This window comes from Chryseobacterium sp. FR048, from assembly GCF_056844665.1.
In genome coordinates, this window is the sequence record NZ_JBXDSE010000008.1 from 52,385 (window position 1) to 74,445 (window position 22,061).

General features: G+C 37.7%; 18 protein-coding genes. 8 read left to right on the plus strand and 10 right to left on the minus strand.

The window, feature by feature from the left end; genetic code table 11:
* Positions 1–9: 9 nt before the first annotated feature.
* The 5 genes from ftsA (at position 10) to AC106K_RS20735 (ending at position 6,457) form a co-directional block, all read left to right on the plus strand.
* Complete coding sequence (ftsA, locus tag AC106K_RS20715) at positions 10–1,392, plus strand: cell division protein FtsA (protein ID WP_482447344.1); 1,383 nt, start codon at positions 10–12, stop codon at positions 1,390–1,392.
* 121 nt (positions 1,393–1,513) lie between these two features.
* Entirely contained in the window at positions 1,514–3,433 is a 1,920-nt protein-coding gene (ftsZ, locus tag AC106K_RS20720) for a cell division protein FtsZ (protein ID WP_482447345.1), read from the plus strand.
* Between the two features lie 92 nt (positions 3,434–3,525).
* Positions 3,526–3,972 carry a GatB/YqeY domain-containing protein gene (locus AC106K_RS20725; protein ID WP_482447346.1) on the plus strand — a complete coding sequence of 149 codons (447 nt, stop codon included), beginning with the start codon at positions 3,526–3,528 and terminating at the stop codon, positions 3,970–3,972.
* 454 nt (positions 3,973–4,426) lie between these two features.
* Entirely contained in the window at positions 4,427–4,837 is a 411-nt protein-coding gene (locus AC106K_RS20730) for a BrxA/BrxB family bacilliredoxin (RefSeq protein ID WP_233110296.1), read from the plus strand.
* A 105-nt stretch (positions 4,838–4,942) separates the two neighbouring features.
* Positions 4,943–6,457, plus strand: a complete 1,515-nt coding sequence (locus AC106K_RS20735) for a GH3 auxin-responsive promoter family protein (RefSeq protein WP_482447347.1) — start codon at positions 4,943–4,945, stop codon at positions 6,455–6,457.
* A gap of 84 nt (positions 6,458–6,541) precedes the next feature.
* Here the strand turns inward: AC106K_RS20735 and AC106K_RS20740 are convergent, their stop codons facing one another.
* From AC106K_RS20740 to AC106K_RS20785, 10 genes are all read right to left on the minus strand, one after another.
* A complete protein-coding gene (locus AC106K_RS20740) occupies positions 6,542–6,988 on the minus strand; it encodes a hypothetical protein (RefSeq protein WP_482447348.1) in 447 nt (148 codons plus the stop codon).
* 27 nt (positions 6,989–7,015) lie between these two features.
* Entirely contained in the window at positions 7,016–7,387 is a 372-nt protein-coding gene (locus AC106K_RS20745) for a hypothetical protein (RefSeq protein ID WP_482447350.1), read from the minus strand.
* Positions 7,388–7,391: 4 nt separating this feature from the next.
* Positions 7,392–8,363: an endonuclease/exonuclease/phosphatase family protein gene (locus AC106K_RS20750; RefSeq protein WP_482447352.1), complete on the minus strand. Its 972-nt coding sequence runs from the start codon at positions 8,361–8,363 to the stop codon at positions 7,392–7,394.
* Between the two features lie 73 nt (positions 8,364–8,436).
* Positions 8,437–9,429 (minus strand): endonuclease/exonuclease/phosphatase family protein, encoded by a 993-nt coding sequence (locus AC106K_RS20755; RefSeq protein ID WP_482447353.1) that lies wholly within the window; start codon positions 9,427–9,429, stop codon positions 8,437–8,439.
* Positions 9,430–9,438: 9 nt separating this feature from the next.
* Positions 9,439–10,167, minus strand: a complete 729-nt coding sequence (locus AC106K_RS20760; protein ID WP_482447354.1) for a rhomboid family intramembrane serine protease — start codon at positions 10,165–10,167, stop codon at positions 9,439–9,441.
* Between the two features lie 5 nt (positions 10,168–10,172).
* Entirely contained in the window at positions 10,173–11,966 is a 1,794-nt protein-coding gene (gene mutL / locus AC106K_RS20765; protein ID WP_047099546.1) for a DNA mismatch repair endonuclease MutL, read from the minus strand.
* Between the two features lie 328 nt (positions 11,967–12,294).
* On the minus strand, positions 12,295–13,122 hold the full coding sequence (locus AC106K_RS20770; RefSeq protein ID WP_047099545.1) for a YoaK family protein: 828 nt from the start codon (positions 13,120–13,122) through the stop codon (positions 12,295–12,297).
* Between the two features lie 35 nt (positions 13,123–13,157).
* Complete coding sequence (locus AC106K_RS20775; RefSeq protein WP_482447355.1) at positions 13,158–13,652, minus strand: hypothetical protein; 495 nt, start codon at positions 13,650–13,652, stop codon at positions 13,158–13,160.
* A gap of 417 nt (positions 13,653–14,069) precedes the next feature.
* Positions 14,070–15,473, minus strand: coding sequence for a sensor histidine kinase (locus AC106K_RS20780; protein WP_482447356.1), 1,404 nt, complete (start codon positions 15,471–15,473; stop codon positions 14,070–14,072).
* A gap of 3 nt (positions 15,474–15,476) precedes the next feature.
* Positions 15,477–16,184, minus strand: coding sequence for a response regulator transcription factor (locus tag AC106K_RS20785; protein WP_482447358.1), 708 nt, complete (start codon positions 16,182–16,184; stop codon positions 15,477–15,479).
* A gap of 553 nt (positions 16,185–16,737) precedes the next feature.
* On the opposite strand from AC106K_RS20785, the gene AC106K_RS20790 reads away from it, so the two are divergent.
* The 3 genes from AC106K_RS20790 to AC106K_RS20800 all read left to right on the plus strand — a co-directional run bounded on the left by AC106K_RS20790 (position 16,738) and on the right by AC106K_RS20800 (position 22,052).
* Positions 16,738–17,307, plus strand: a complete 570-nt coding sequence (locus tag AC106K_RS20790; RefSeq protein WP_047099541.1) for an XRE family transcriptional regulator — start codon at positions 16,738–16,740, stop codon at positions 17,305–17,307.
* 605 nt (positions 17,308–17,912) lie between these two features.
* The gene (locus tag AC106K_RS20795; protein WP_482447359.1) at positions 17,913–20,738 is read left to right on the plus strand and encodes a TonB-dependent receptor; all 2,826 of its coding nucleotides are present in this window, start codon (positions 17,913–17,915) and stop codon (positions 20,736–20,738) included.
* A gap of 9 nt (positions 20,739–20,747) precedes the next feature.
* Positions 20,748–22,052 carry a DUF5690 family protein gene (locus AC106K_RS20800; protein WP_482447360.1) on the plus strand — a complete coding sequence of 435 codons (1,305 nt, stop codon included), beginning with the start codon at positions 20,748–20,750 and terminating at the stop codon, positions 22,050–22,052.
* The last annotated feature ends 9 nt before the right edge of the window (positions 22,053–22,061 follow it).

The following is a 22,061-nucleotide window of genomic DNA, read 5'->3' on the forward strand; positions in this document are numbered from 1 at the left end:
GATATAAAAATGGAAAATCAAGAGTATTCAGTAGGTCTGGACATCGGGACAACGAAGATAGTCGCGATTGTCGGAAGAAGGAATGCACACGGGAAAATAGAAGTTCTCGGTGTAGGAAAAGCTAAAAGTCTTGGTGTTCATAAAGGGATTGTGAATAATATTTCACAGACCATTAATTCAATCAAGGCTGCAGTATCCGAGGCACAATCCAGTGCCGGAGTTCCTATCCGCAAAGTTACGGTAGGTATTGCAGGAAAACACATACGTTCTCTGCAGCACTCCGATTATATTATGCGTGAACATCCGGATAAATTTATTACAGACGATGACATTGAAGCACTAAAAGATCAGGTAAAAAAACTGGTCATGCTTCCTGGAGAAGAAATTATCCATGTACTTCCTCAAGAATATAAAGTGGATTCCGAAGGGGAAATTCAGGAACCTGTAGGGATGCACGGAAAACGCTTGGAGGCCAACTTCCACGTTGTAGTAGGACAGATGGGAAGCATCAGAAACATTGCAAGATGCGTCCGTGAAGCAGGATTAGAAATGGAAGCCCTTACATTGGAACCTTTAGCATCTTCAGAAGCGGTTCTTACCAAAGAAGAAAAAGAAGCCGGTGTGGCTATTGTAGACATTGGTGGTGGTACTACCGATATTGCAATCTTTAAAGACAATATCATCCGTCATACCTGTGTCATTCCATACGGAGGCGGAATTATCACAGAAGACATCAAAGAAGGATGCTCCATTATTGAGAAACATGCAGAACAATTGAAAGTAAAATTCGGTTCGGCGGTTCCTGAATTGGAAAAAGACAGTACTTTTGTAACCATTCCGGGGCTTCACGGCAGACCGGACAAAGAAATTTCTTTAAAAACACTGGCACAGATCATCAATGCAAGAGTAGAAGAAGTTCTTGAAATGGTGAATACAGAGCTTAAAGCTTACGGTGCTTTTGAGCAAAAGAAAAAGCTTATTGCCGGAATTGTTCTTACTGGTGGGGGTTCTAACCTGAAACACCTCCGACAGCTGGCCAATTATACAACAGGTTTTGACAGCAGAATCGGTTTTGCGAATGAATATATCGCCAACGATAAAAATCAGTACCTGAAAGGCCCTGAATTTGCTACATCTATCGGGTTGCTGATGGAGAGTTTGAAAATCAGAGACAAGAAGCAGAGCGCAGATGAAGCAGTAGAAACTGTTGCTGAACAGCCTAAGCAGGAAGCCGCTGTTACACAGACAGAAGCCGTTCAACCCGTTCAGCAGGCAGCTCCTGTTCAGGAACAGCCGGTTCAGAATGTACAGCAAGAGAACAGAAAAGCGAAGCTCACTTTCGGGCAGTCGCTTATGGAAAAAGTAAAAAAATTCTTTGAAGAAGTAGAATAAATATAAATGATACCAGATTAATGATCAATGATACCTGAAAATAGTTAAATATTTATTAACTTAAAGCGAATATCATTCATCAATTATCATCTATCACTTATCAATTATTAAAAGTATAGTTATGGAAAATATAGGCACACAGGGATTTTCATTTGATTTGCCAAAAGGAAATTCATCCATCATAAAAGTAATCGGTGTAGGGGGCGGTGGAAACAACGCTCTGAAGCACATGTATGAGAAAGGAATTCACGGAGTAGATTTCGTGATTTGTAATACAGATGCTCAGACTTTAGATAATAACCCGGTAGCTAATAAAGTTCAGTTGGGAACTTCTATCACAGAAGGTCTTGGAGCTGGTGCTGACCCTGAGGTTGGGGAGAAATCTGCAATCGAAAGTATTGAAGACATCAAAGCGGCTATGGGCCAGAACACTAAAATGGTGTTCATCACTGCCGGAATGGGTGGTGGTACCGGTACCGGAGCAGCTCCTGTCATTGCGAAAGTAGCAAAAGACATGGGAATCCTTACCGTAGGAATTGTAACCGTTCCTTTCAGTTTTGAAGGAAAAAGAAGATTGGAGCAAGCTGAAAATGGGCTTGACAAATTAAAAAATAATGTTGATTCCCTTATTGTAATCAACAATGATAAATTAAGACAGCAATTCGGAAACCTTGGGTTCAAGCAGGGATTCTCAAAAGCCGATGAAGTATTAGCCAATGCTGCAAAAGGGATGGCAGAAGTTATTACCGGTTACTTTGATGTAAACATTGACTTTAGAGATGCTAAATCTGTGCTTCAGAACTCTGGTACCGCTCTAATGTCTACAGGAACAGCTTCAGGTGAAAATAAAGCGGAAGAAGCGGTAAGAAAGGCCCTTGATTCCCCGTTATTGAACGATAACAAGATTACTGGAGCGAAAAACGTTCTATTGTTGATCAGAAGTGGTGCTGAAGAAGTAACCATGGATGAAATCGGGATCATTATGGACCACATCCAGAAAGAAGCAGGAAATACGGCAGATATTATCTTTGGAGTAGGTGCTGATGAGGAATTAGGAGACGCAGTAAGCGTTCTTGTTATCGCAACCGGATTCTCCAACGACAACAAGAAATTTGCAGGCCCTACAGAAAAGATCAGAATCAGCCTTAACGATAGCTTTGAATCTCCAAAATCTTCCCCTTTTAAAACAAGAGAAGAAAGAGAAACAGCTCCGGAAACCATTGCAGATTCCAATAGAAGCAATCATTTCAGATTAGATGATGAAGACCATGATACCCCACAGTTCAAGGTTACTTCTATCGAAAAAAAAATGATCATTGAAGAAGAGGAGATCAAAACAGAAATAAAATTCGCGGATAAAGAAGGTACTACCCTGAATACTCCTGAACAAAGCTGGAGAAATGAAGACGAAAATGAGCAGGATGCCTACAGTTTATTCTCTGTGGATGAAAATGAAGATCCAAACGATTTGGAAATTCAGTCTTTCTCATTTGATTTTGAAAATAAAAAAGATGAGCCTCAATCCGGAGGAACTCAGTTCAATAATTCTTTTTCAGAAGAGAAGCCTGTTGAATTCAGCTTTTTCGTGAACGAGTCTACCAGAGGTAATGAGCCTACATCAGATTTCGGACAGCCTAAGGCAGAGTTTAATGCACCAACAAGTGCTGTAGCAGAGCCTGCACAGAAGATTGAAACATTCTATCAGAAGCAGGAAGAACCTAGAGCAGAGGTGAGATCAACTTTTGAAACCAAAACAGAAATTGAAACTCCAAAGACTGAAGAATCTGAATTCACTTTTGTGAACAAAACAATTGATCAGGACAGAGTCATTGAAAGAAGAAATAAATTAAAAGAATTCAACTCTCGCTACCAGAGCTTTGACAGCACAAGTGAATTTGAATCTATTCCTGCTTTCAAAAGAAAAAATATTTCGATCGACGGAACCAATGCTTCAGACCAGAATATCAACACATTCCTGTCTGACAACAACGGTTCTATGCAGATCAGAGAAAACAGATTCTTAAATAAAGACGTAGACTAAAATAATATAACAATGTAAAAATGTACCAATGTAACAATTACTATAATTTTATTAGTAAACTGTTACATTGATACATTGTTAAATTTGAAACCATGAGTTTAGAAAATACAATCAGTGAAGCTATAAAAACTGCGATGAGAGAAAAGGACAGAATTGCCTTAGATTCTCTTCGTGCCGTAAAATCCCAGATTCTTCTTTTACAAACAGAAGCCAGAGGTGCTGAAGTTTCAGCAGAACAGGAAATTGCGATTCTTCAGAGAATGATTAAGCAACGTAAAGATTCTTTTGAGCAATTTTCTGCTCAGGGAAGAAATGACCTGGCTGAAGTAGAAGAAGCCCAGATGAAAGTAATTGAAAAGTTTTTACCAAAACAACTTTCTGCTGAAGAATTGGAAACAGAAATTAAAAATATTATCTCAGAAGCCGGAGCTGAATCGATCAAAGATTTAGGAAAGGTAATGGGATTAGCCTCAAAAGCATTAGCTGGAAAGTCAGACGGGAAAAGTATTTCCGAAATGGCTAAAAAGCTGCTTTCATAAGAGCTTTCTGGTGAGTGATTCGTGGTGAAACATCCTCTCACAAAACAGGAATCTCATTCCATAACTAAGGATATACAACCTTTGCATATCGATTTGATTAGAAGCCCGGAACTCTTCAGTTCCGGGCTTCGTTTTCTTTTGGATATTAAAGTCTGTGATTCGGGTTTAATTAAACCTGAAAAAGAGGTTTTTCACTATCTGTCTTCAGATAGTATTTAAGAGGTTGATTGCTTGAGGGAAAGCCTTAAAAGTTTTTTTCATGGTCGTTTGTTTTCAGAATCATTTCAAATTTAATAATTATATTTCATTATTCCTAATTTTAATTCACATTTTTATGAATATTATTACAGTATTAATATTGAGTTAATTTTATATGACTAAACTATTGATAGTTATTATATATTGACCAAACGTAAAGAAATGCTTAACTTTGTACTGATAAAAAACAAAATATATGTATCCAACAGATTTAGTAATGCCAATGAAGGCAGAACTTACAGATAAAGGTTTCCAGGATTTGACAACTCCTGTTCAGGTAGAAGAGGCTCTGAAGCAGTCAGGAACTACTCTATTGGTCATCAACTCTGTATGCGGATGTGCTGCAGGAGCTGCAAGACCAGGTGTAGTATATTCTTTAACCGGAGATAAAAAACCTGATCATTTGACTACTGTTTTTGCAGGATTTGATACTGAAGCAGTAGTAGAAGCAAGAAAACACCTTGCTCCATTCCCGCCAAGCTCTCCTTGCGTGGCTCTTTTCAAAGATGGTGAATTGGTTCACATGCTGGAAAGACACCACATCGAAGGGAACCCTGCAGGAGCTATTGCAGCCAACCTTCAGGCAGCTTACGACGAGTACTGTTAATAAACAATACCCTAAATACAAGGCCGTTACAAATTTTGTAACGGTTTTTTTATTTAATCCCAGAAAAAATTCTCAGAAAATTCAAATATCATTATATTTGTTGAAATGGCAACCAAAGCACTTTTCAATACCGTAGTCAACTGGTTTATCCGTCAAAGGATGGATCAGATTCAGAATTTCATGGACCATCCCATTGAGACACAGAAAGGTATATTATTTTCCCAGCTGTTTCATGCAGAAGATACGGAATATGGCAGGCTTTACGGATTCAACTCTATTTCAAGCTATCAGGATTTTAAGAATAAAGTCCCGATTGTGACCTATGAAGATTTTGAACCTTATATTGAAAAGGCCAGACAGGGACAAAAAGATGTAAGCTGGCCCGGCTATATTAAACATTTTGCAAAATCTTCCGGAACCACGAATGCTAAAAGCAAATTCATTCCGATCTCAGCAGAAAGTCTGGAATATTGCCATATGAAAGCCGGAAAAGATATGGTTTCCATATATGCCAACAACCATCCTGAGAATCAGCTTTTTAATTATAAAAACTTACGTTTGGGCGGTAGCTCTGAACTGTATGCTGATTTTAACACCAAATTCGGAGATTTATCCGCGATCCTGATTGACAATCTTCCGTTCTGGGTAGAAATAACCACTACCCCAAGCAAAAAAGTTTCCCTGATGGGAGAATGGGAAAGCAAACTGAGAGCCATTACTTCTGAAGTAAAGAATGAAGATGTAGGAAGTATCTTGGGAGTACCAAGCTGGATGATGGTTCTTTTACAAAGAGTTTTGAAAGAAACCAATATAGGCAGCATTTCCGAGCTGTGGCCTAATCTGGAGGTCTTTTTTCATGGCGGAATCAGTTTTAAGCCCTACAGGGAACAATACAGGCAGATCATCGGAAAAAACATCAATTACTACGAAATTTACAATGCTTCTGAAGGCTTCTTCGGGATACAGGACAGATCCAACAGCGATGAAATGCTTCTGATGCTGGATTATGGAATTTTCTATGAGTTTATTCCAATGGATCAGTTTCATTTTTCCAATCCGAAAGTCGTAAGCCTGGAAGATGTTGAAATTGGAAAAAACTATGCGATGGTCATCACTACCAATGGAGGCCTATGGAGATACCTCATTGGGGATACAGTCGTATTTACATCTACCAATCCGTTCAGAATAAAAATAACGGGAAGAACCAAACATTATATCAATGCCTTCGGGGAAGAACTGATGATCACGAACGTAGAATCTGCACTCTCTAAAGCCTGCGAGGCAACAGGTGCTCAAATTACAGATTTTACAGGCGCTCCGGTCTTTATGAAAGAAAATGAAGGAGGTGCCCATGAATGGATCTTCGAGTTCAGCCAGCATCCTGATAATCTCGACAGTTTTATTGATGTATTTGACACGCATTTAAAGAAGATCAATTCAGATTACGAAGCGAAAAGATATAATAATATGACCCTCAGAAGGCCAATTGTTCATATTGCTAAAGATAACTTATTCTATCACTGGCTGGAATCTAAAGGCAAACTTGGTGGTCAGAATAAAGTCCCTAGACTGAGTAACGACAGAGAATATATTGAACCATTACTGGAACTTAACAAGTAAAAATGGGTAGATAAGGGCTTATCATATCCCTGAAATTTCTAACATAAAAAAAACCGCAGTTGAAATCAATTGCGGTTCTTCTTTTTATTTGCTTAAATCTTCTTTTACTTTTTTGGCAGCTTCCTCTACTTTTGAAGCCCCTTTTCTGGCAGCCTCTTTTGCGTCTTTTCCTGCCTCCTGAGCGCCGGTTTTAATGTCCTTTCCTACTTTATTAGCCTCGTTTTTTATGTCCTGCCCCGCTTTGTTAAGATCATGCTTTGTCTTATCGGCTGTGGCATCAATTTTATCTTTGGCTTTCTGGGCAGCATCGTCTATTTTATTTCCAGCTTCATCTACCTTTGCTTTAACATCTTCTTTGGCCTTATTTACTTTTGAAGTATCAACAACACCAGAAGGGGTTTCTGTAACAGTAGTGGTCGTAGTGGTAACCGATCCGTCCGGGTTTTCAACCTGTTCTGTTTTACTGGTCGATTTTGTGCAGGCTACAGCAAATACTGAAATTGCCAGAGCTGCTAAGATTTGTTTTTTCATATTATATATTTTTAGGGATATTTTGGTCTATTCTGTGGTCTTGTTTTCTTTGGCTGCAGAAGCAGGAGACTCTGAAGCTTTCTGCTTCTTTTCTGTTTCTGTTTTTTTCTTTTCCTCGTCCAGTTTTGCTTTGTTTTCTTTTTCAAGCTCAGCTTTGAGTTTTTTCTCTTCTTCCTGAAGCTTTTTAGCCTGCTTTACCGAGTCCAGATATTGAGGAGAAGACATTCTTATCTTACGCGCAATATCTACCGAAACAGCACCTGTTGAAAAAGAATCAACAGCAGCGGTATCATAATGGATCTTAACGTCCTGTTCATTAGCGAATCCCGGTGACTCTTTCTTGGAACAAGCTATAAACAGAATCGTAGAAACAAAAGATGCAGACAGTATATTTTTCATGGAACTAATTTAGCAGAAATTCTGCAATTACAGGATAGTGATCCGATAATTTTATAGACTGATCTACCTTATAACTCAAAGGAATAATTGATTTTGAAGTAAATATATAATCGATTCTCAAAGGAATTTTATAATCGTGGAAACTGCTTGCACTCCCTTTACCTGCAACTAAAAAAGCATCCTGAAGATCTTTCCCAAGGTTATAATATTCATAAGAATTGGGCACAGAATTAAAATCCCCGGCCAGAATCACAGGATAAGGTGATAAATCCACTATTTTCCTGATTCTTTTAACCTGATCTTCATGTGCCTGAAAGGTAGGTATCATATGAGAAAGTAATGTAGATACATTCCCAAATCCCAATCCGTCAAGTTTCGTAAACATGGATTTATGAAGGCGGAAAGGCTCCAGATATACATTCACAATTCTCACAATTTTACCATTGATATCTATATCAGCGTAGAATGAGTTTCCTCTTGCTTTTTCATCAATCAGCTCAGCCTGTCTTACGATTTTATGTTTTGTTTTGAGAATGACGGAAGGATACTTTACCAAATCCCGTTTGATAGCACGGTTGGTATCTTTTTCCTGAACCAGAATAATATCTGCGTTTTGTTCTTTGATGTAATTTTTCACTTTATCCCAACCGTATTCTCCATATTTTACATTGAAAGTGACCACTTTTATATCCCGTATTGTTTTTGTGTTCTCTACTTTAGGCGAATAGTTGACCCATCTTCTCACAGGATTGTAAAAAATAAGAGTACCCAGGGCAAAAGCAATGGCAACTTTTTGTTTTTTAATGATCCAGACCAGTGTAAGGAGAATATGTATGGCCATCAGGTAGGGGAAACCAAGAGAAAGAAGATTAAGATTTCCCAAAAGGTTAGGAGAAACCCATGCATTCCCCAATGTGCATAGCAGCAAAACAGCAACAGCGATATGTATAAATAGTAATATCTGATTCGACTTCATGAAAAACGGTCTTGGTACGGCTAATTTTAAGCAAAAACCCTACCAAGCAGTCAAATATTAACTATTTTTATGATTATTTATTCGTTGTTGAAAATTTTACAATGACCGGATAATGGTCTGAAATACTGACAGAACGGTCTACTTCATAGGAAACGGCACGTAATGATTTCGAAGAAAAAATATAGTCAATTCTGATCGGAAATTTATAATCATGGAAGCTGGTTGCACTTCCTCTTCCTGCTGTTAGAAACGCATCTTCAAGTCCATCAGACAAATGATAATATTCGTAGGAATTGGGAACAGAATTGAAGTCTCCGGCTAAGATTACCGGATACGGGGAATTGTCAATAACTTCCCGAACTAAAGCAACCTGAGTCTGATGTTTTTTAAAAGTAGGGATAAGGGTTTTCACAATATCTTTTACTTTTTGCTCATTGGTATCGGAATTGCCATTAAGCTTTACCATATCCTTTTCAAAATGAAAGGATTGGAGATGAACATTGATGAATCTGTATATTCTACCTTTAATCTCTATATCAACCTGTAAGCCCGGAACCTTTACATCCTCATCATGTCTTTCTATTATCTTGTAGCCTATAACTTTATGTCTTGTTAAAACAGTAAGACCGATTTTGGGATTAACTTTCTGGTAATCTTCAAATTTATATACGTCACCAGCATCTTCCTGAAGTAACAGAACATCTGCATTCAGTGACTTCAGAAAAGGAGCTGTTTCTACAGATCCTCTCCCACCGGCTCTGGTATTAAAGGAGACTACTTTTATATCTGAATTTTCTTTTGGGCTTGAAGAATAATTAACCCATCTTTTCACAGGATTCAAAAAAGCCAATCCCACAAACATAAATGCGAAAGCTCTCTTTTTCCAGCTGAATACCCAGAATACAGTCAATATGATATACAGTATGATCAGTATAGGAAACCCTAAAGAAAGCAGGTTGAACCACGAAAATATCTTAGGTGGAACATAAGCATTCAGCAAAGTGCCTAAAAGCAGGAACAGAATTCCAATATGGAAAATCAGGAGGATAAGCCGTAAAATCTTCACAAAATAGTTTTAATTGAATCTATAGAGATGCTTTTTCCAATTCCGTGCCAACAGCCATCCTACTAAAGCACCTCCAACGTGAGCCAGGTGAGCAATGCCGCCCCCGTTTCCGGAAACACCGAGATATACAGAGATGACCACAATAATTGGCAACAGATATTTTACTTTTATGGGAACTGGGATAAACATGATTCCAATTTTTGAATCAGGATATAAGGTTGCAAATGCCGCCACTACTCCAAAGATAGCTCCGGAAGCTCCAACCATTGGTGTTGTTATAATATCCTTTAAGCTTCCTAATAATTCCTTTTGTTTAAGAATAGAGTCTGCATTTCCATTAAATTCAACACTTGCTCCGGATAAATATGCATTTACATTAAACCCAAGCTGCTGCAATTCACTGGAAAATTGCTGAGCTTCAACAAAGTTCCATAAGTTAAACAGGAAAAAAGCACCCAAACCGCTTAAAAAATATAGAATCAGATATTTCTTATCTCCTAATGTTTGTTCTAAAATAGGACCAAAACTAAATAGCGTCATCATATTAAACAAAATATGCATGATACTTCCGTGCATGAACATATGAGTAATCACCTGCCACGAATGGAAAAACGGAGAAAAGGGATAAAATCCTGCAAGATAACCAATGACCTGATTCCCCATTAACGATGTAACAATGAATACAATGACGTTTATAATGATAATATTTCTTGTAATCGGCGGTATATTGTTAAACATAATTTTTAAAATTTGTTTTTAAAATCATTGAACGGAACTTCATAGAAGCACCTTTTCCCATCCGGTAAAAACTCTGGGAATCCTAATGCTGTAAAGTCTTTGATGACCTGTTCCGCATCTTTTTTATAGAGAAAATCAAATCTTGATTTCGACTGCATTTTATTCCATTGATTGTGGTAATACTGCAAAAACTCTTCTTCCGTTTTATAATCCAGAATCTCAAAAAGGTTCTCCAGAAACTTCATTGCCTGGGTTTCTTTCAGGCCTTCCGGAAGTGAATCGATCCTCAATACACTTTCATGAGCAATTTTCATGTCAAACCCTAATTCCGGAAGATATTTTTTGAATGCATTGTATTTACTTTTTTCAATTTCATTCATATGATATTCCAGAGAAAACAAAAGAGCATGGCTGTTTGTGCTTGATTTTCTGGTAGATTTATTATTTTCTGACACCAATAATCTGTGCATTCTACCCAAATCCAGCATCAGGGTGACATCTCCCTTATTGAAAAGCCAGTAGCCGTTCGGAAGTCTCATTAAATCTTCGTCAAAATCTTCATCTTCAAATAAATTGATCTTTGAAGGTTCTGCCGTAATATTCTGATGGTACATTTCCGTAAGGTTCTGAATTTCTTCAGGATGCACAACATTTTTTTCTTCCAGGAACGGATTATAATCTTTGTCTACAATAATTTCCGGCATTTTGATAACCCCGCTGCCTCCGCCACCATTTCCTTTGCTCGGAATAGGTTTATTCATCATTTCATCCAATTCAGGATCTTTGTCGAAGTCAAGGCTTGGAGACACATTATAAATTCCTAAAGACCTTTTAATTGTTGAACGCAGTAAAGCAAAAATAAGATGTTCGTCTTCAAATTTCACTTCCGTTTTCTGCGGATGGATATTTACGTCTATTTTCTCCGGATCAAGTTCCAGGAAAAGGAAGAACGAAGGTACATATCCCGGCTGAAGCAATCCTTCGAAAGCTTCCTGTACTGCCTTATTGAAATATGGGCTCTTGAAATATCTGCCGTTTACAAAAAGGAACTGCTCTCCTCTTGATTTTTTCGCACCTTCAGGCTTGGCAACAAACCCGTGAAGTTTACACCAGATAATATCTTCTTTGATCGGAATCAGGAGCGGCTGTAGCTTTCTTCCGAAAACATCTACGATACGCTGCATCTGACTTCCTTTTCTCAGCCTGAAAACCGCTTCATCATCATGGAACAAAGAAAACTCAAGATTCTCATGGGCCAATGCAACACGCTGGAATTCATCAATTACATGCCTGAATTCGATATTATTATTTTTCAGAAATTTTCTTCTCGCCGGAACGTTATAGAAAAGGTTTTTCACTAAAAAATTAGAACCTTCCGCTGTCTGAACAGGATCCTGAAACTGGAAAACACCTCCTTCGATATAAATATTGGTCCCGATAGAAGTATCTTTTTGTTTTGTTCTCAGCTCAACCTGGGAAACTGCAGCAATAGAAGCCAAAGCTTCTCCACGGAATCCTTTAGTGGCAATTTTAAAAATATCTTCCGTTCCCTTGATCTTGGAAGTAGCATGTCTTTCAAATGCCATACGGGCATCTGTTTCAGACATTCCTTTTCCGTCATCCACCACCTGTATAAGATTTTTTCCGGCATCCCTGATGATCAATTCAATTTTCGTTGCATCTGCATCTATAGCATTTTCCAAAAGCTCCTTCACGATGGATGCAGGCCTCTGCACCACCTCTCCCGCTGCAATTTGATTGGCTACATGATCCGGTAAAAGCTGAATAATATCTGACATAAAAACGTAAATCAACTTACAAAAATAGTCAATGAAAACGGGAATTAAAATACTAAAACCGGGATTTAATATTTAATTATCAACATTTTTCCATATTTATCCCCATCCGATTTTTTTATTCTTTGTAACGAAGGACTTTAGCAACGCTCTTCCTTTAATTCAGAAATCCGGTTTTACGGGATCAGAATCATTCCTATAGTATTTCAATCTCTTGTACCCTCTACACTATAAGAAAAAGTCACTTTTCTAAAAAAACACCCCCATTTTATAATAAAACAGAGGTGTTTACAGCTAGTTTATACAAAAAATTAATAGTGATGTATCTATTTTAGTCTTCAAAGACAAGTTTTCTCTTCTTTTCTCTTTTAGGAATTCCGTGAATCTTTTCATACAAATAAGCAAACAGATTCGGTTTTCTGTAAATCCTGTTGTATCTGTATTTGGTATTGAAGTGTCGTATATGAATTTTATAAGCATCATACCCGATGACAATCAGAAGACATACACTTATCACATAAAACACTCTGAATTCCAGATAATAATAAGTCATTCCTGAAAACACGGCCCCTAAAACATAGGCAAGCATAATGCTCATGAGTAGTTTTGCTCTTCCGATCAGTTCCCCGTTTTTCCTGTATTTTTTCTGGGTAAACATAGACACCAGAATTCCCAGGTCGGTGGTGGTTCCCGTAAGGTGGGTTGTTTTTACAGAGAAGTTGGAAATACTTGCTGTCAACCCATTCTGGAGACCTGTAGCAAAAAGCATCAGGGCGACCAGATATTCTGTTTCTTCCAGGGTTTTCTGATAATACAGCTGCCCGTAGACTCCTACAAAGAGTAGACATATGATCTCCAGCACAATCGGCATGGCATGGGCAAAATATTTGCTTTTCTTATTAAAATTGATCACAATAAAGTTGGATAGAAAACTTCCGAAGAAGAATAAGAAAATCCATCCACCTACGACTGCAACCTGCGTCCAGTTTCCTTTACTGATCTCTGCGGCTAAAATGGCATAATGCCCGGTTACGTTCGATGTGAAAGAGAGGAATATTAATAGGGATGCTATATTTATAGTACCTGCGGTAAATGCAGTCAGCGTCCCCAATCTGATATTGTCTCCCAGTGTCCTGCTGTTACTATAATTTCTTAACATTTTTTAGTTTTTTAAATTGTTCATGATGTGTTTTTCTAGACCTCTACAAAGATCTCTGCCAGTCTTCCTCTTTCCGGAAGGCTTTCTCTTACCTCAATTCTGATTTCATGAGACTTCAGTTCTTTGCTTTTTTTGATGTAAGGGATAAGATCAAATTTTCCTTTTCCTTTGCTTTTGATGGATGGAGAATAATACGCTTCTTCGATATTTTCAGCCTTTACATACTGATTGAATGTTCTCTGGAAGCTTCCGGTGAAAATATCACAGACGATTTTATTAACCAGGTGAGGATATTTATTCTTAATAATTCCATACGCGTCACAAAACTCTTCGGGTCTGATCTTATTAAAAACCGTTGTTTTGGTATTAAACAAAAGATCTCTGATAGAATCTCCGGAATCGTATCCTGAAGTAAGAAGAATATTATACTGGTTCGGATCTTCTGCCGCATCCTTCTCTTTAAGTACTTTTTTCAATATGTTCAATGACTCAAGAGAGTAATCTGTTGCAATTAAAATTGTTTTAGCCATGTTCTTTATTATTTTGTATTGTGTTTATCTTTTTTGATGATACAAAACTAGAACGACCATATTAGAAGATCTTTGGAACGGAATTAAAATGTGATTAAAGAGATTAAAATGAGATTAGAAAATTGTTAAGGGGAGTTAATGTAGGCGGGGGTAAAGGAAGCTGAGAGAGCTAAGAAGGTAAAGAAAAAAAAACACGCAAACAACTTAAAATAAGACAATTATACAGTAAATAAAAAGAAAGAGTAGATAAGATAAAAACAAAAAAACCGATTAATCGGCAATATTTACGATCAATCAGTTCCTTTTAATTTTGAGCATTATATCTACTTTATCCAACTCTTTGCTCTTCCAGCTTCCTTTGCCTTCTTAGCCTCCTTTGCTTTCTTAGCCTTTTCACCATTTCGCCTTTTAGCCCCTCTATCCTTCCCCCTTCTGCATACTATAAAAATTCGGGAAACGCATTTGAACGGTTGTCCCCTGGTTCTCATGGGAACTTACGATCAGTTCACCGTGGTGCATTCTTACGATATTCCGGGCCAAAGGAAGCCCGATTCCGTAACCTTCGTAGTTATTGGTATTGGAAGCCCTAAAGAAAGGGTCGTAGATTTTATTCATTTCCACTTCCGGAATTCCGATACCATTGTCTTTTACAATGATATATACATCGTTATCTGTTGCTCCCAAAGAAACTTTAACCTGTTGAAAATTAGAATACTTACATCCATTACTGATGATATTGGCTACCGCAAGATGCAGAAGCTGCTCATTCCCCTGAACCTTCAGTTTTTTCGGATTATCGGGAAGCATGCTTATATCCAGATAGATATTGTTTCTGGAATCGATTCTTCTCAGGGTTTCGATTACATCCCAAAGCAGCTGATCTATTCTCACCTTATCCATTTTCTGGATCTTACCGTCGAATCCGGTTTGGGCGATCATCAATAAGGCTTTGATCTTTTTGTCAAGCTTTTCAGCTTCATTCAGGATAATTTCCAGGGTTTCTTTATATTCTTCCGGAGTTCTGCTGATGGACAGAGCAACATCCGCTTCTCCCATAATAGAGGTCAGAGGAGTTCTTAATTCATGAGAAACATTTCCGATCAGGTGATTCTGAGTTTCAAAAGAAGTCTCGATACGGTTGAGCATCCCGTTAAATGTATCTACCAGCTCATTCAGCTCTTTATTATCCGGCTGGGGCTCCAGTCTTAAATGAAGATTTTCTGAGCTGATCTCTTTTACCTTTCCTGTAATTTTTAAGATCGGCCGGAATAATGTTTTCGACAAATAAAAAGAAAAGATCATACTGAAGAACAGTGAAAGGACGATACAGGTAAGCAGCGTTCTCTTTAAAAATCCAAGGTAATAGACGACATAATGGTTTTTTGCAGAAGCAATAGCAATATAGTCTTTATCATCATATCTGAAACTCTGTCCTATATAGTAAAACTCTTTATCATTGTAATTGGACTCTCCTGTTTTGATGATATTTTTAAAGAAATAATCCGGAATATGAACTTCCTGGGATATTTTTTTGAAATTGGAATCAGAGGGAACGGCAAAAACATAGTCTTTCTCCATTGGAAGCTCTTCATCATTCAGACTATTAAGGATATAATTCTCCGGAAGGTCGAGATGGTCTTTGCTTTTTTCGATCTGAACAATGGTCGCTGTACGGATCTTCAGCAATTCATAAAATCTCTGATGGGAAAAATTTACAATTGAAAAGTAGACCAAACCACTGAACAACAGAATGATGGCCGTAAAAACCAACATTAAAAGTACCATCGTCTTGGTCTGATTTGTAACTACTTTATTAAACATCCATTACGTTTTTTTCAATACATACCCCATTCCTATCACCGTATGAATCAGTTTATTATCATCCTGACTATCCAGTTTTTTTCTTAAATAATTGACATACACATCTACTACATTCGTCCCCAGCTCATAGTTCACTCCCCATACAGCATCCAGAATCTCGGCTCTGGAAATTACTTTTTCAGGGTTATTGAGAAAATAAAGCAGGAGTTTGTATTCTGTAGAGGTCAGGGTAATTTCTTCTCCGGCACGGGTTACTTTTTTCGTATAATCATTCACTGTAAGATCGGAAAACTGAAATACGTGTTCATTATCCGGCTCCGGTTCTACAGTTTCCTGCGGTCCGTTGTTATGGCTTCTTCTCAGCAGAGATTTTACACGCGCAACCAATTCAATAAACTTAAAAGGCTTCACCAGATAATCATCTCCACCACTTTCCAGCCCAAGTACAATATTCTCAGAGGTTCCCAACGCGGTCAGGAATAAAATCGGAACACTTTGATTGGTTTTTCTTATTTCTTTGCATACATCCAAACCATTCATTTCCGGCAGCATAATATCGAGAATTACAAGATCGAAGTCATTGGCCTGCACGAGCTGCACTCCTGTACGGCCGTCAAAAGCCACAGAAATTTCATACCCATTTTCCTGAAGTCCTTTTTTAATAAAAGAAACCACGCTGGTCTCGTCTTCGATAAGAATAATTTTTTTCATAAATGAAATAAGGAGTTCTACAAAAATAGGGAATTTTTATTGGGATAGACAAACCCGGAGTATTGAAAGGAAGTGCTTTTTTGGGAAGAGAAAAAGGAGAGTTGAAAGAGGAGAACCTCTTGCGGACGGTTTGTTGTTGCTTAGGTTTTAACACAAAATGCGCAAAGAATTTTTAATATAAAAAGGAGTAAATATGATCGCAAAGGCGTTTCACTCAGCTATGGAACATGCTTGACTGAACGGAGTGCCACTGCGATCGAAAAATAAAGCAGCATACTTCATCAACTTGCGAACCTTGCGCTTTTATTTTTTTCAGATATGTTTTTACTACAAAATACATAATGATGCTTATAGAAACAATTCTGATGCAGATTGTGCCCCCAGCTGAACGAAGTGCCTTTGCGATCGAAAAATAAAACAACCTACTTTATCAACTTGCGAACCTTGCGTTTTTAATTCCCCCCTTCTTATCATTTTACCTTTTCGTGAATTCTTCTTTTTACCACACAACCTATATAGAATAATACTACCTTTGTTTTTCATTGAATACAGCATGAATGACTTTTTAATAGGGATCGGTAAGCGATTAAAGGATATTAGAAAAAAGAATAATTTAACCATTAACGAGCTGGCTTTCAAGGCCAATGTAAGCAACGGTCTTGTTTCCCGGATTGAAAACGGAAGAACGATTCCGTCATTACCTGTTTTACTGGATCTGATTCAGTCTCTTGAGATTGATGCAAGTTATTTCTTTGAAGGCGTAGAGAAAAAATCCAATGCCAAATTCATTTATGTTCCCAAAGAAAGCCAGCAGGTCATAGAAAAAGAAGTTGAAGCTGAAGGCTTTAAATACATGCATATCTTCAGCAAAAGTCTTCATTCTTTAGGTTTTGAAGCTGTTTTGCTGACCCTTGAACCCAATTCTAAAAGAGAAAAAGTAATTACTGATGCCTGGGAATTCAAATATATTCTGAAAGGCGAAGTAAAATACATCATAGACAATGAAGAAGTCATCATGAAAGAAGGTGATTCTTTATATTTTAACGGAAAGTTTCCTCACGTTCCGGTAAGCATTAGTAATGAAAGCTGTGTAATGCTTGTTCTCTATTTTTATACTGCTTAACAAACCGATTTCTTTTAACGCAAGAATACGCAAAGAGACTATACAACATCATTCCCATTTTTTGATCGCAAAGGCACTCCGTTCAGCTAAGCACGCTACCATAGCTAAGTGCCAACGCCGCTGCGAGCATAAAATTTAAATTTTTCAATAATAATCTTAGCGAACATAGCGTTAAAACGATCTCTTATTTCAAACTTTGGGTGGAATAAAAAGTTTCTTCTTGCTTTCCCGGATCATTTTGCACTCCATTCTTCATTTATTGCTCTTCTCTTCGCCTAGTTTCATTGAGGTTTCCATACAAAAGTTTACAAATATGCAACTTTTAGTTTTCTGTTTTTTCCTTAAATGAACTCAATATTAACTGAAACAAGCACTTTTCTGAGAAATATTCCCTCTGTTATTTTTACCCATTATTCACAAAAAAACGCTGATATAGCACATTTAAACTGTGTTTTCATCTGTTTTCATTCATTGATTTATTTAGTTTTCAAAGTAAAAAAGGCGTAACACACAACACTTATTTGTTAATCAATACTTAACATCAAATATTTATATATATTAAAATTATTAGCGTGATTTGCATAAAAAATTTAATATATGTAAAAATGAAAACAACATTAGAGAAATTACTTACCCTTGTTTTTGTCTGTTTCATTATTTTTGTTTCAGCACAGAAACAGTTAATTATAGGAACTGTTCTTGACGACAGCCAACCCCTTCCTGGCGCCTCAGTTAAAATAAAAGGCCTGTCCAGAAATACAACCACTGATGTTGACGGAAAATTTACGATCAACGACATCAAAGAAGGCCAATACAGCCTTCAGATAAGCTACATTGGTTATGAATCTTCCGATATAAATATTGACTTAAAACCGGGAGAAACGTTTGATCTGGGAACAGTGAAACTTTCTCAGCAGCGAAAAAACATTGATGAAGTTGTAGTGACCGGAACTTTGAAGAATACGGAAGCAAGAGCATTAAATCTTCAGAAAAACGCGATCAATATTACTAATGTTATCGCTTCGGACGGAATTGGAAAGCTGCCAGACAGAAATGCAGCTGAAACGGTACAGCGTGTACAGGGTGTTTCGATTGAAAGAGACCAGGGAGAAGGAAGATTCGTTTCTCTGAGAGGACTTCCACCGTTCTGGGCCTCAACAACCATTAACGGAAACAGACTTCCCACCGCTGAAGAAGAGACCACTTCCAGAGCAACGGCCTTCGATTTCTTTCCTACGGAACTGATCTCTTATGTACATGTCAATAAGTCTTTTACCCCGGATATGGAAGCTGATGGAATTGGTGGCGGAATCAATTTTATCACCAAAACTCCGCCAATGAAGTCTGAGTTCAAGGCCACTTTAGGAAGTGGATACAATGCCAAGGCAGATAAAGGAGTTTATAATCTTGGATTACTGTATGGCGGAAGAACGAAAGATAAAAAATTCGGGTATCTGTTCAACTTTGCCCACTTTATCAGAAACTGGTCTACGGATAATTTTGAGGCTAGAAGAAGTGGCGATGAAGGTGTTTTCAGACTGGAACTTCGTGATTATAACGGGGTGAGAAAAACAACCGGAATCAATACGGCTTTTGAATATGTTTTATCCCCAAAAACAACTTTCTACCTGAAAGGAATGTATGGAACACTTTCAGATGATGAAACACACTACAAACATAGGATCAGATTTGATAAATTCAGTTCAGCGAATAATACGGCAAGAGTTGAGCTTCAGAACATTCACAATTTACTGATCACGGAACTTACATCTGTGTCTTTGGGTGGAATTCACAATTTAAACAAAGGGAAAATCGACTGGGATTTATCTTATTACGATAACCGGTTCAAGTATGGAAATATTCCTGATCAGCAGAACAACTCTTATTATGTTATCAAATATACTCAATCAGGTGTAGGCATCAATCCTTCTTATATCTCTGATCACGGAAACGGGCCAAGAGCTTACTGGAAGGCTGACGGGGGGAAATTGGATTATAAAAATCCTGATGCCCTATTCGGTTTCTATAGTGACCCGAATTTTAAAATGGACGCTGCACAGATGAAATTTACAGATCTTGAATTCTATAAGGTTTTTGTGGAAGAGAAAGATAAAATCGTGGCGGCATTCAATCATGAGATCAATGCATCTGATAAGCTGACCTTTAAATATGGTTTCAAATACAGAGATAAAGAACGTAATGCCAGATTCTCAGATATTTTCTACAACTGGAGCAACGGAACAGCACCCCTTTTGTCAGATTATTCTCAATATATTACGACACAAGCCAACGGACCGAAATATTTAAGTGAAATGAATACCCACATCGGGAATACTTTCGGACCGGTGCTTTCCACCACAGGCATGAATCAGTTCTGGTACCAGAATCAGGGGAATTTAAAGATCAATACAGCAGATTCCGAGGCTTTAGAATACAATAAAGCATTGGGACGAAATTTTGATGTGTTTGAAAAACATGCAGACGCTTATGGAATGGCAACGTACAAACTAAATGATAAGATGACCATTCTCGGAGGAATCAGATTGTCAAATACCCATACGAAAGTAAGAGGATACAGCGTAATTGACGACGTGCTTACCCCTGTTGAAAATACGAAAAACTACTTAGCTGTTCTTCCGATGGTTCATTTAAAATATACACTGAATGATAAGGCCAACCTTCGTTTTGCCGCGACAAGAACTTTCTCAAGACCGAATTTCGGAGATCTTACACCAGGTGGAACTTATATTGAAGCGGATAATGAATTCAAAGGCGGAAACCCAAACCTTAATCCTACGTATTCATTGAATTTTGACCTGATGGGAGAATATTATTTTTCCAATGTAGGAATTCTGAGTGGTGGTGTTTTCTATAAATCTATTACAGATCCGATCTTCCAGGATTCTTTTATTGGAAATTATAACGGAATCAGCGGAGTACAGTTTACGGCTCCCAACAACGGAAATGCAGCATGGCTAGGCGGTATAGAACTGGGAATCAACAAGAGATTCGACTTTTTACCAGGTTTTCTTCAGTATTTCGGGGTCCAGCTTAACGCCACTTTCATGACCTCTGAAATGGAAAAACCAAGCGGAAGAAAGGTTGCACTGCCTTATCAGGCTAAAGAGCTTTATAATGCTCAGCTTTTCTTTGAGAAAAAAGGATTTAACGCAAGACTTGCCTACAACTATAAAGGAAAATATGCAGTGGAATATGCTGAAGACGACATCAACGATTCTTACTATGGCAAATACAGCAATCTGGACTTCGGAGGATCTTATCAGTTTACAAAGTACCTGACGCTATACGCCGATGTAAACAATATTCTGAACAAACCTCTGATCTACCACTTTGGTAAAAACGAAGACCGTCCTGAGCAGGTGGAATACTATGGTGTAAGATTCAACCTTGGAATAAAACTAAATTTCTAAATCATCACCATGGCCAGAACCATCAATAAAAAAACATTAGTAACACTGAAGGCCGCTTTTGCCGCTTTCGGTGTTTACTTCTGCATGTACGGTTTCAGAAAGCCTTTTACCGTAGCTTCTTTTGAAGGACTCTCCTATTTCGGAGTGGATTATAAGATCCTGATTATCATCGCTCAGGCTATCGGATATTTTATTTCAAAATTCATTGGGATCAAATTTATTTCCGAGCTGAAACCTAAAAAAAGGATTACTTATTTATTTTCTTTCATTGCCATTGCTGAGCTTGCTCTGTTAGGATTCGCGGTGGTTCCTGCTCCTTACAATATTCTTTTGATGTTCATCAATGGGATTCCGTTGGGAATGATCTGGGGTATTGTTTTTTCTTATATTGAAGGGCGGAAGACAACAGAGATTATCGGACTGTTCTTATGTTCGAGCTTTGTGGTTTCTTCAGGATTTACTAAGTCTGTGGGAAAATTCCTGATGGATACGTTCCATATATCTGAATTCTGGATGCCTTTTTCGGCCGGACTGGTCTTTGTTGTTCCACTGATCTTTTTCGGGGTTCTTCTGGAAAGAATTCCCAAGCCTACGGAAGAAGATATTTTACTTAAAAACAAGCGCCAGCCTTTGAATGGTCCTGAAAGAAAAGCACTGGTTCAGCAGTTTTTTATTCCCATTGTCTGTATCATCTTTCTTTATATATGTCTGACGGTTCTGAGGGATTTCAGAGACAACTTCAACCGTGAGATCTGGGACGGGCTGCATTTTAGTTTTGACAGTTCTATTTTTACCTTAACCGAAATTCCTATTGCAGTAATGGTGCTGGTGATCTTAAGCTTTATGGTAAAGGTGAAAAACAATAAGAGAGCATTTGCCTATTATCATTACATCCTTTTTGCCGGGATTATTACGGTAGGGCTTTCAACGTATTTATTCCAGCAGGGGGCATTATCACCGTTTTTATGGATGACTGTTTCAGGTTTTGGAATGTACATCTGCTATATTCCTTTTAATGGAATTTATTTTGACAGGATGATCGCCGCTTTTGAAATCAAAGGTAATGTAGGATTCCTGATCTATATTGTAGATTCATTCGGGTATCTGGGAAGCGTACTGATTCTATTGTACAAGAACTTCGGTTCTGCACAGACCTCGTGGCTTAATTTTTATATTGAATTAAATTATATTATTACAGCTTCTGTACTTATTCTTTCGGTGATCGCTTTTCTGGCATTCAGAAAAAAATCAAAGCCGAAATCAAACTCAAACTCTAATCAAATCATCAATTTCGATACTTCGAAAATTTTATAAATAATAATA

Coding starts and splice junctions, on each gene's coding strand:
- AC106K_RS20725 (WP_482447346.1), top strand. CDS start 3,526: ATGAGTTTAGAAAATACAATCAGTGAAGCTATAAAAACTGCGATGAGA.
- AC106K_RS20735 (WP_482447347.1), top strand. CDS start 4,943: ATGGCAACCAAAGCACTTTTCAATACCGTAGTCAACTGGTTTATCCGT.
- ftsA (WP_482447344.1), top strand. CDS start 10: ATGGAAAATCAAGAGTATTCAGTAGGTCTGGACATCGGGACAACGAAG.
- AC106K_RS20770 (WP_047099545.1), bottom strand. CDS start 13,122: ATGTTAAGAAATTATAGTAACAGCAGGACACTGGGAGACAATATCAGA.
- AC106K_RS20800 (WP_482447360.1), top strand. CDS start 20,748: ATGGCCAGAACCATCAATAAAAAAACATTAGTAACACTGAAGGCCGCT.
- AC106K_RS20740 (WP_482447348.1), bottom strand. CDS start 6,988: ATGAAAAAACAAATCTTAGCAGCTCTGGCAATTTCAGTATTTGCTGTA.
- AC106K_RS20785 (WP_482447358.1), bottom strand. CDS start 16,184: ATGAAAAAAATTATTCTTATCGAAGACGAGACCAGCGTGGTTTCTTTT.
- AC106K_RS20775 (WP_482447355.1), bottom strand. CDS start 13,652: ATGGCTAAAACAATTTTAATTGCAACAGATTACTCTCTTGAGTCATTG.
- AC106K_RS20760 (WP_482447354.1), bottom strand. CDS start 10,167: ATGTTTAACAATATACCGCCGATTACAAGAAATATTATCATTATAAAC.
- AC106K_RS20795 (WP_482447359.1), top strand. CDS start 17,913: ATGAAAACAACATTAGAGAAATTACTTACCCTTGTTTTTGTCTGTTTC.
- AC106K_RS20730 (WP_233110296.1), top strand. CDS start 4,427: ATGTATCCAACAGATTTAGTAATGCCAATGAAGGCAGAACTTACAGAT.
- mutL (WP_047099546.1), bottom strand. CDS start 11,966: ATGTCAGATATTATTCAGCTTTTACCGGATCATGTAGCCAATCAAATT.
- AC106K_RS20790 (WP_047099541.1), top strand. CDS start 16,738: ATGAATGACTTTTTAATAGGGATCGGTAAGCGATTAAAGGATATTAGA.
- AC106K_RS20750 (WP_482447352.1), bottom strand. CDS start 8,363: ATGAAGTCGAATCAGATATTACTATTTATACATATCGCTGTTGCTGTT.
- AC106K_RS20780 (WP_482447356.1), bottom strand. CDS start 15,473: ATGTTTAATAAAGTAGTTACAAATCAGACCAAGACGATGGTACTTTTA.
- AC106K_RS20745 (WP_482447350.1), bottom strand. CDS start 7,387: ATGAAAAATATACTGTCTGCATCTTTTGTTTCTACGATTCTGTTTATA.
- ftsZ (WP_482447345.1), top strand. CDS start 1,514: ATGGAAAATATAGGCACACAGGGATTTTCATTTGATTTGCCAAAAGGA.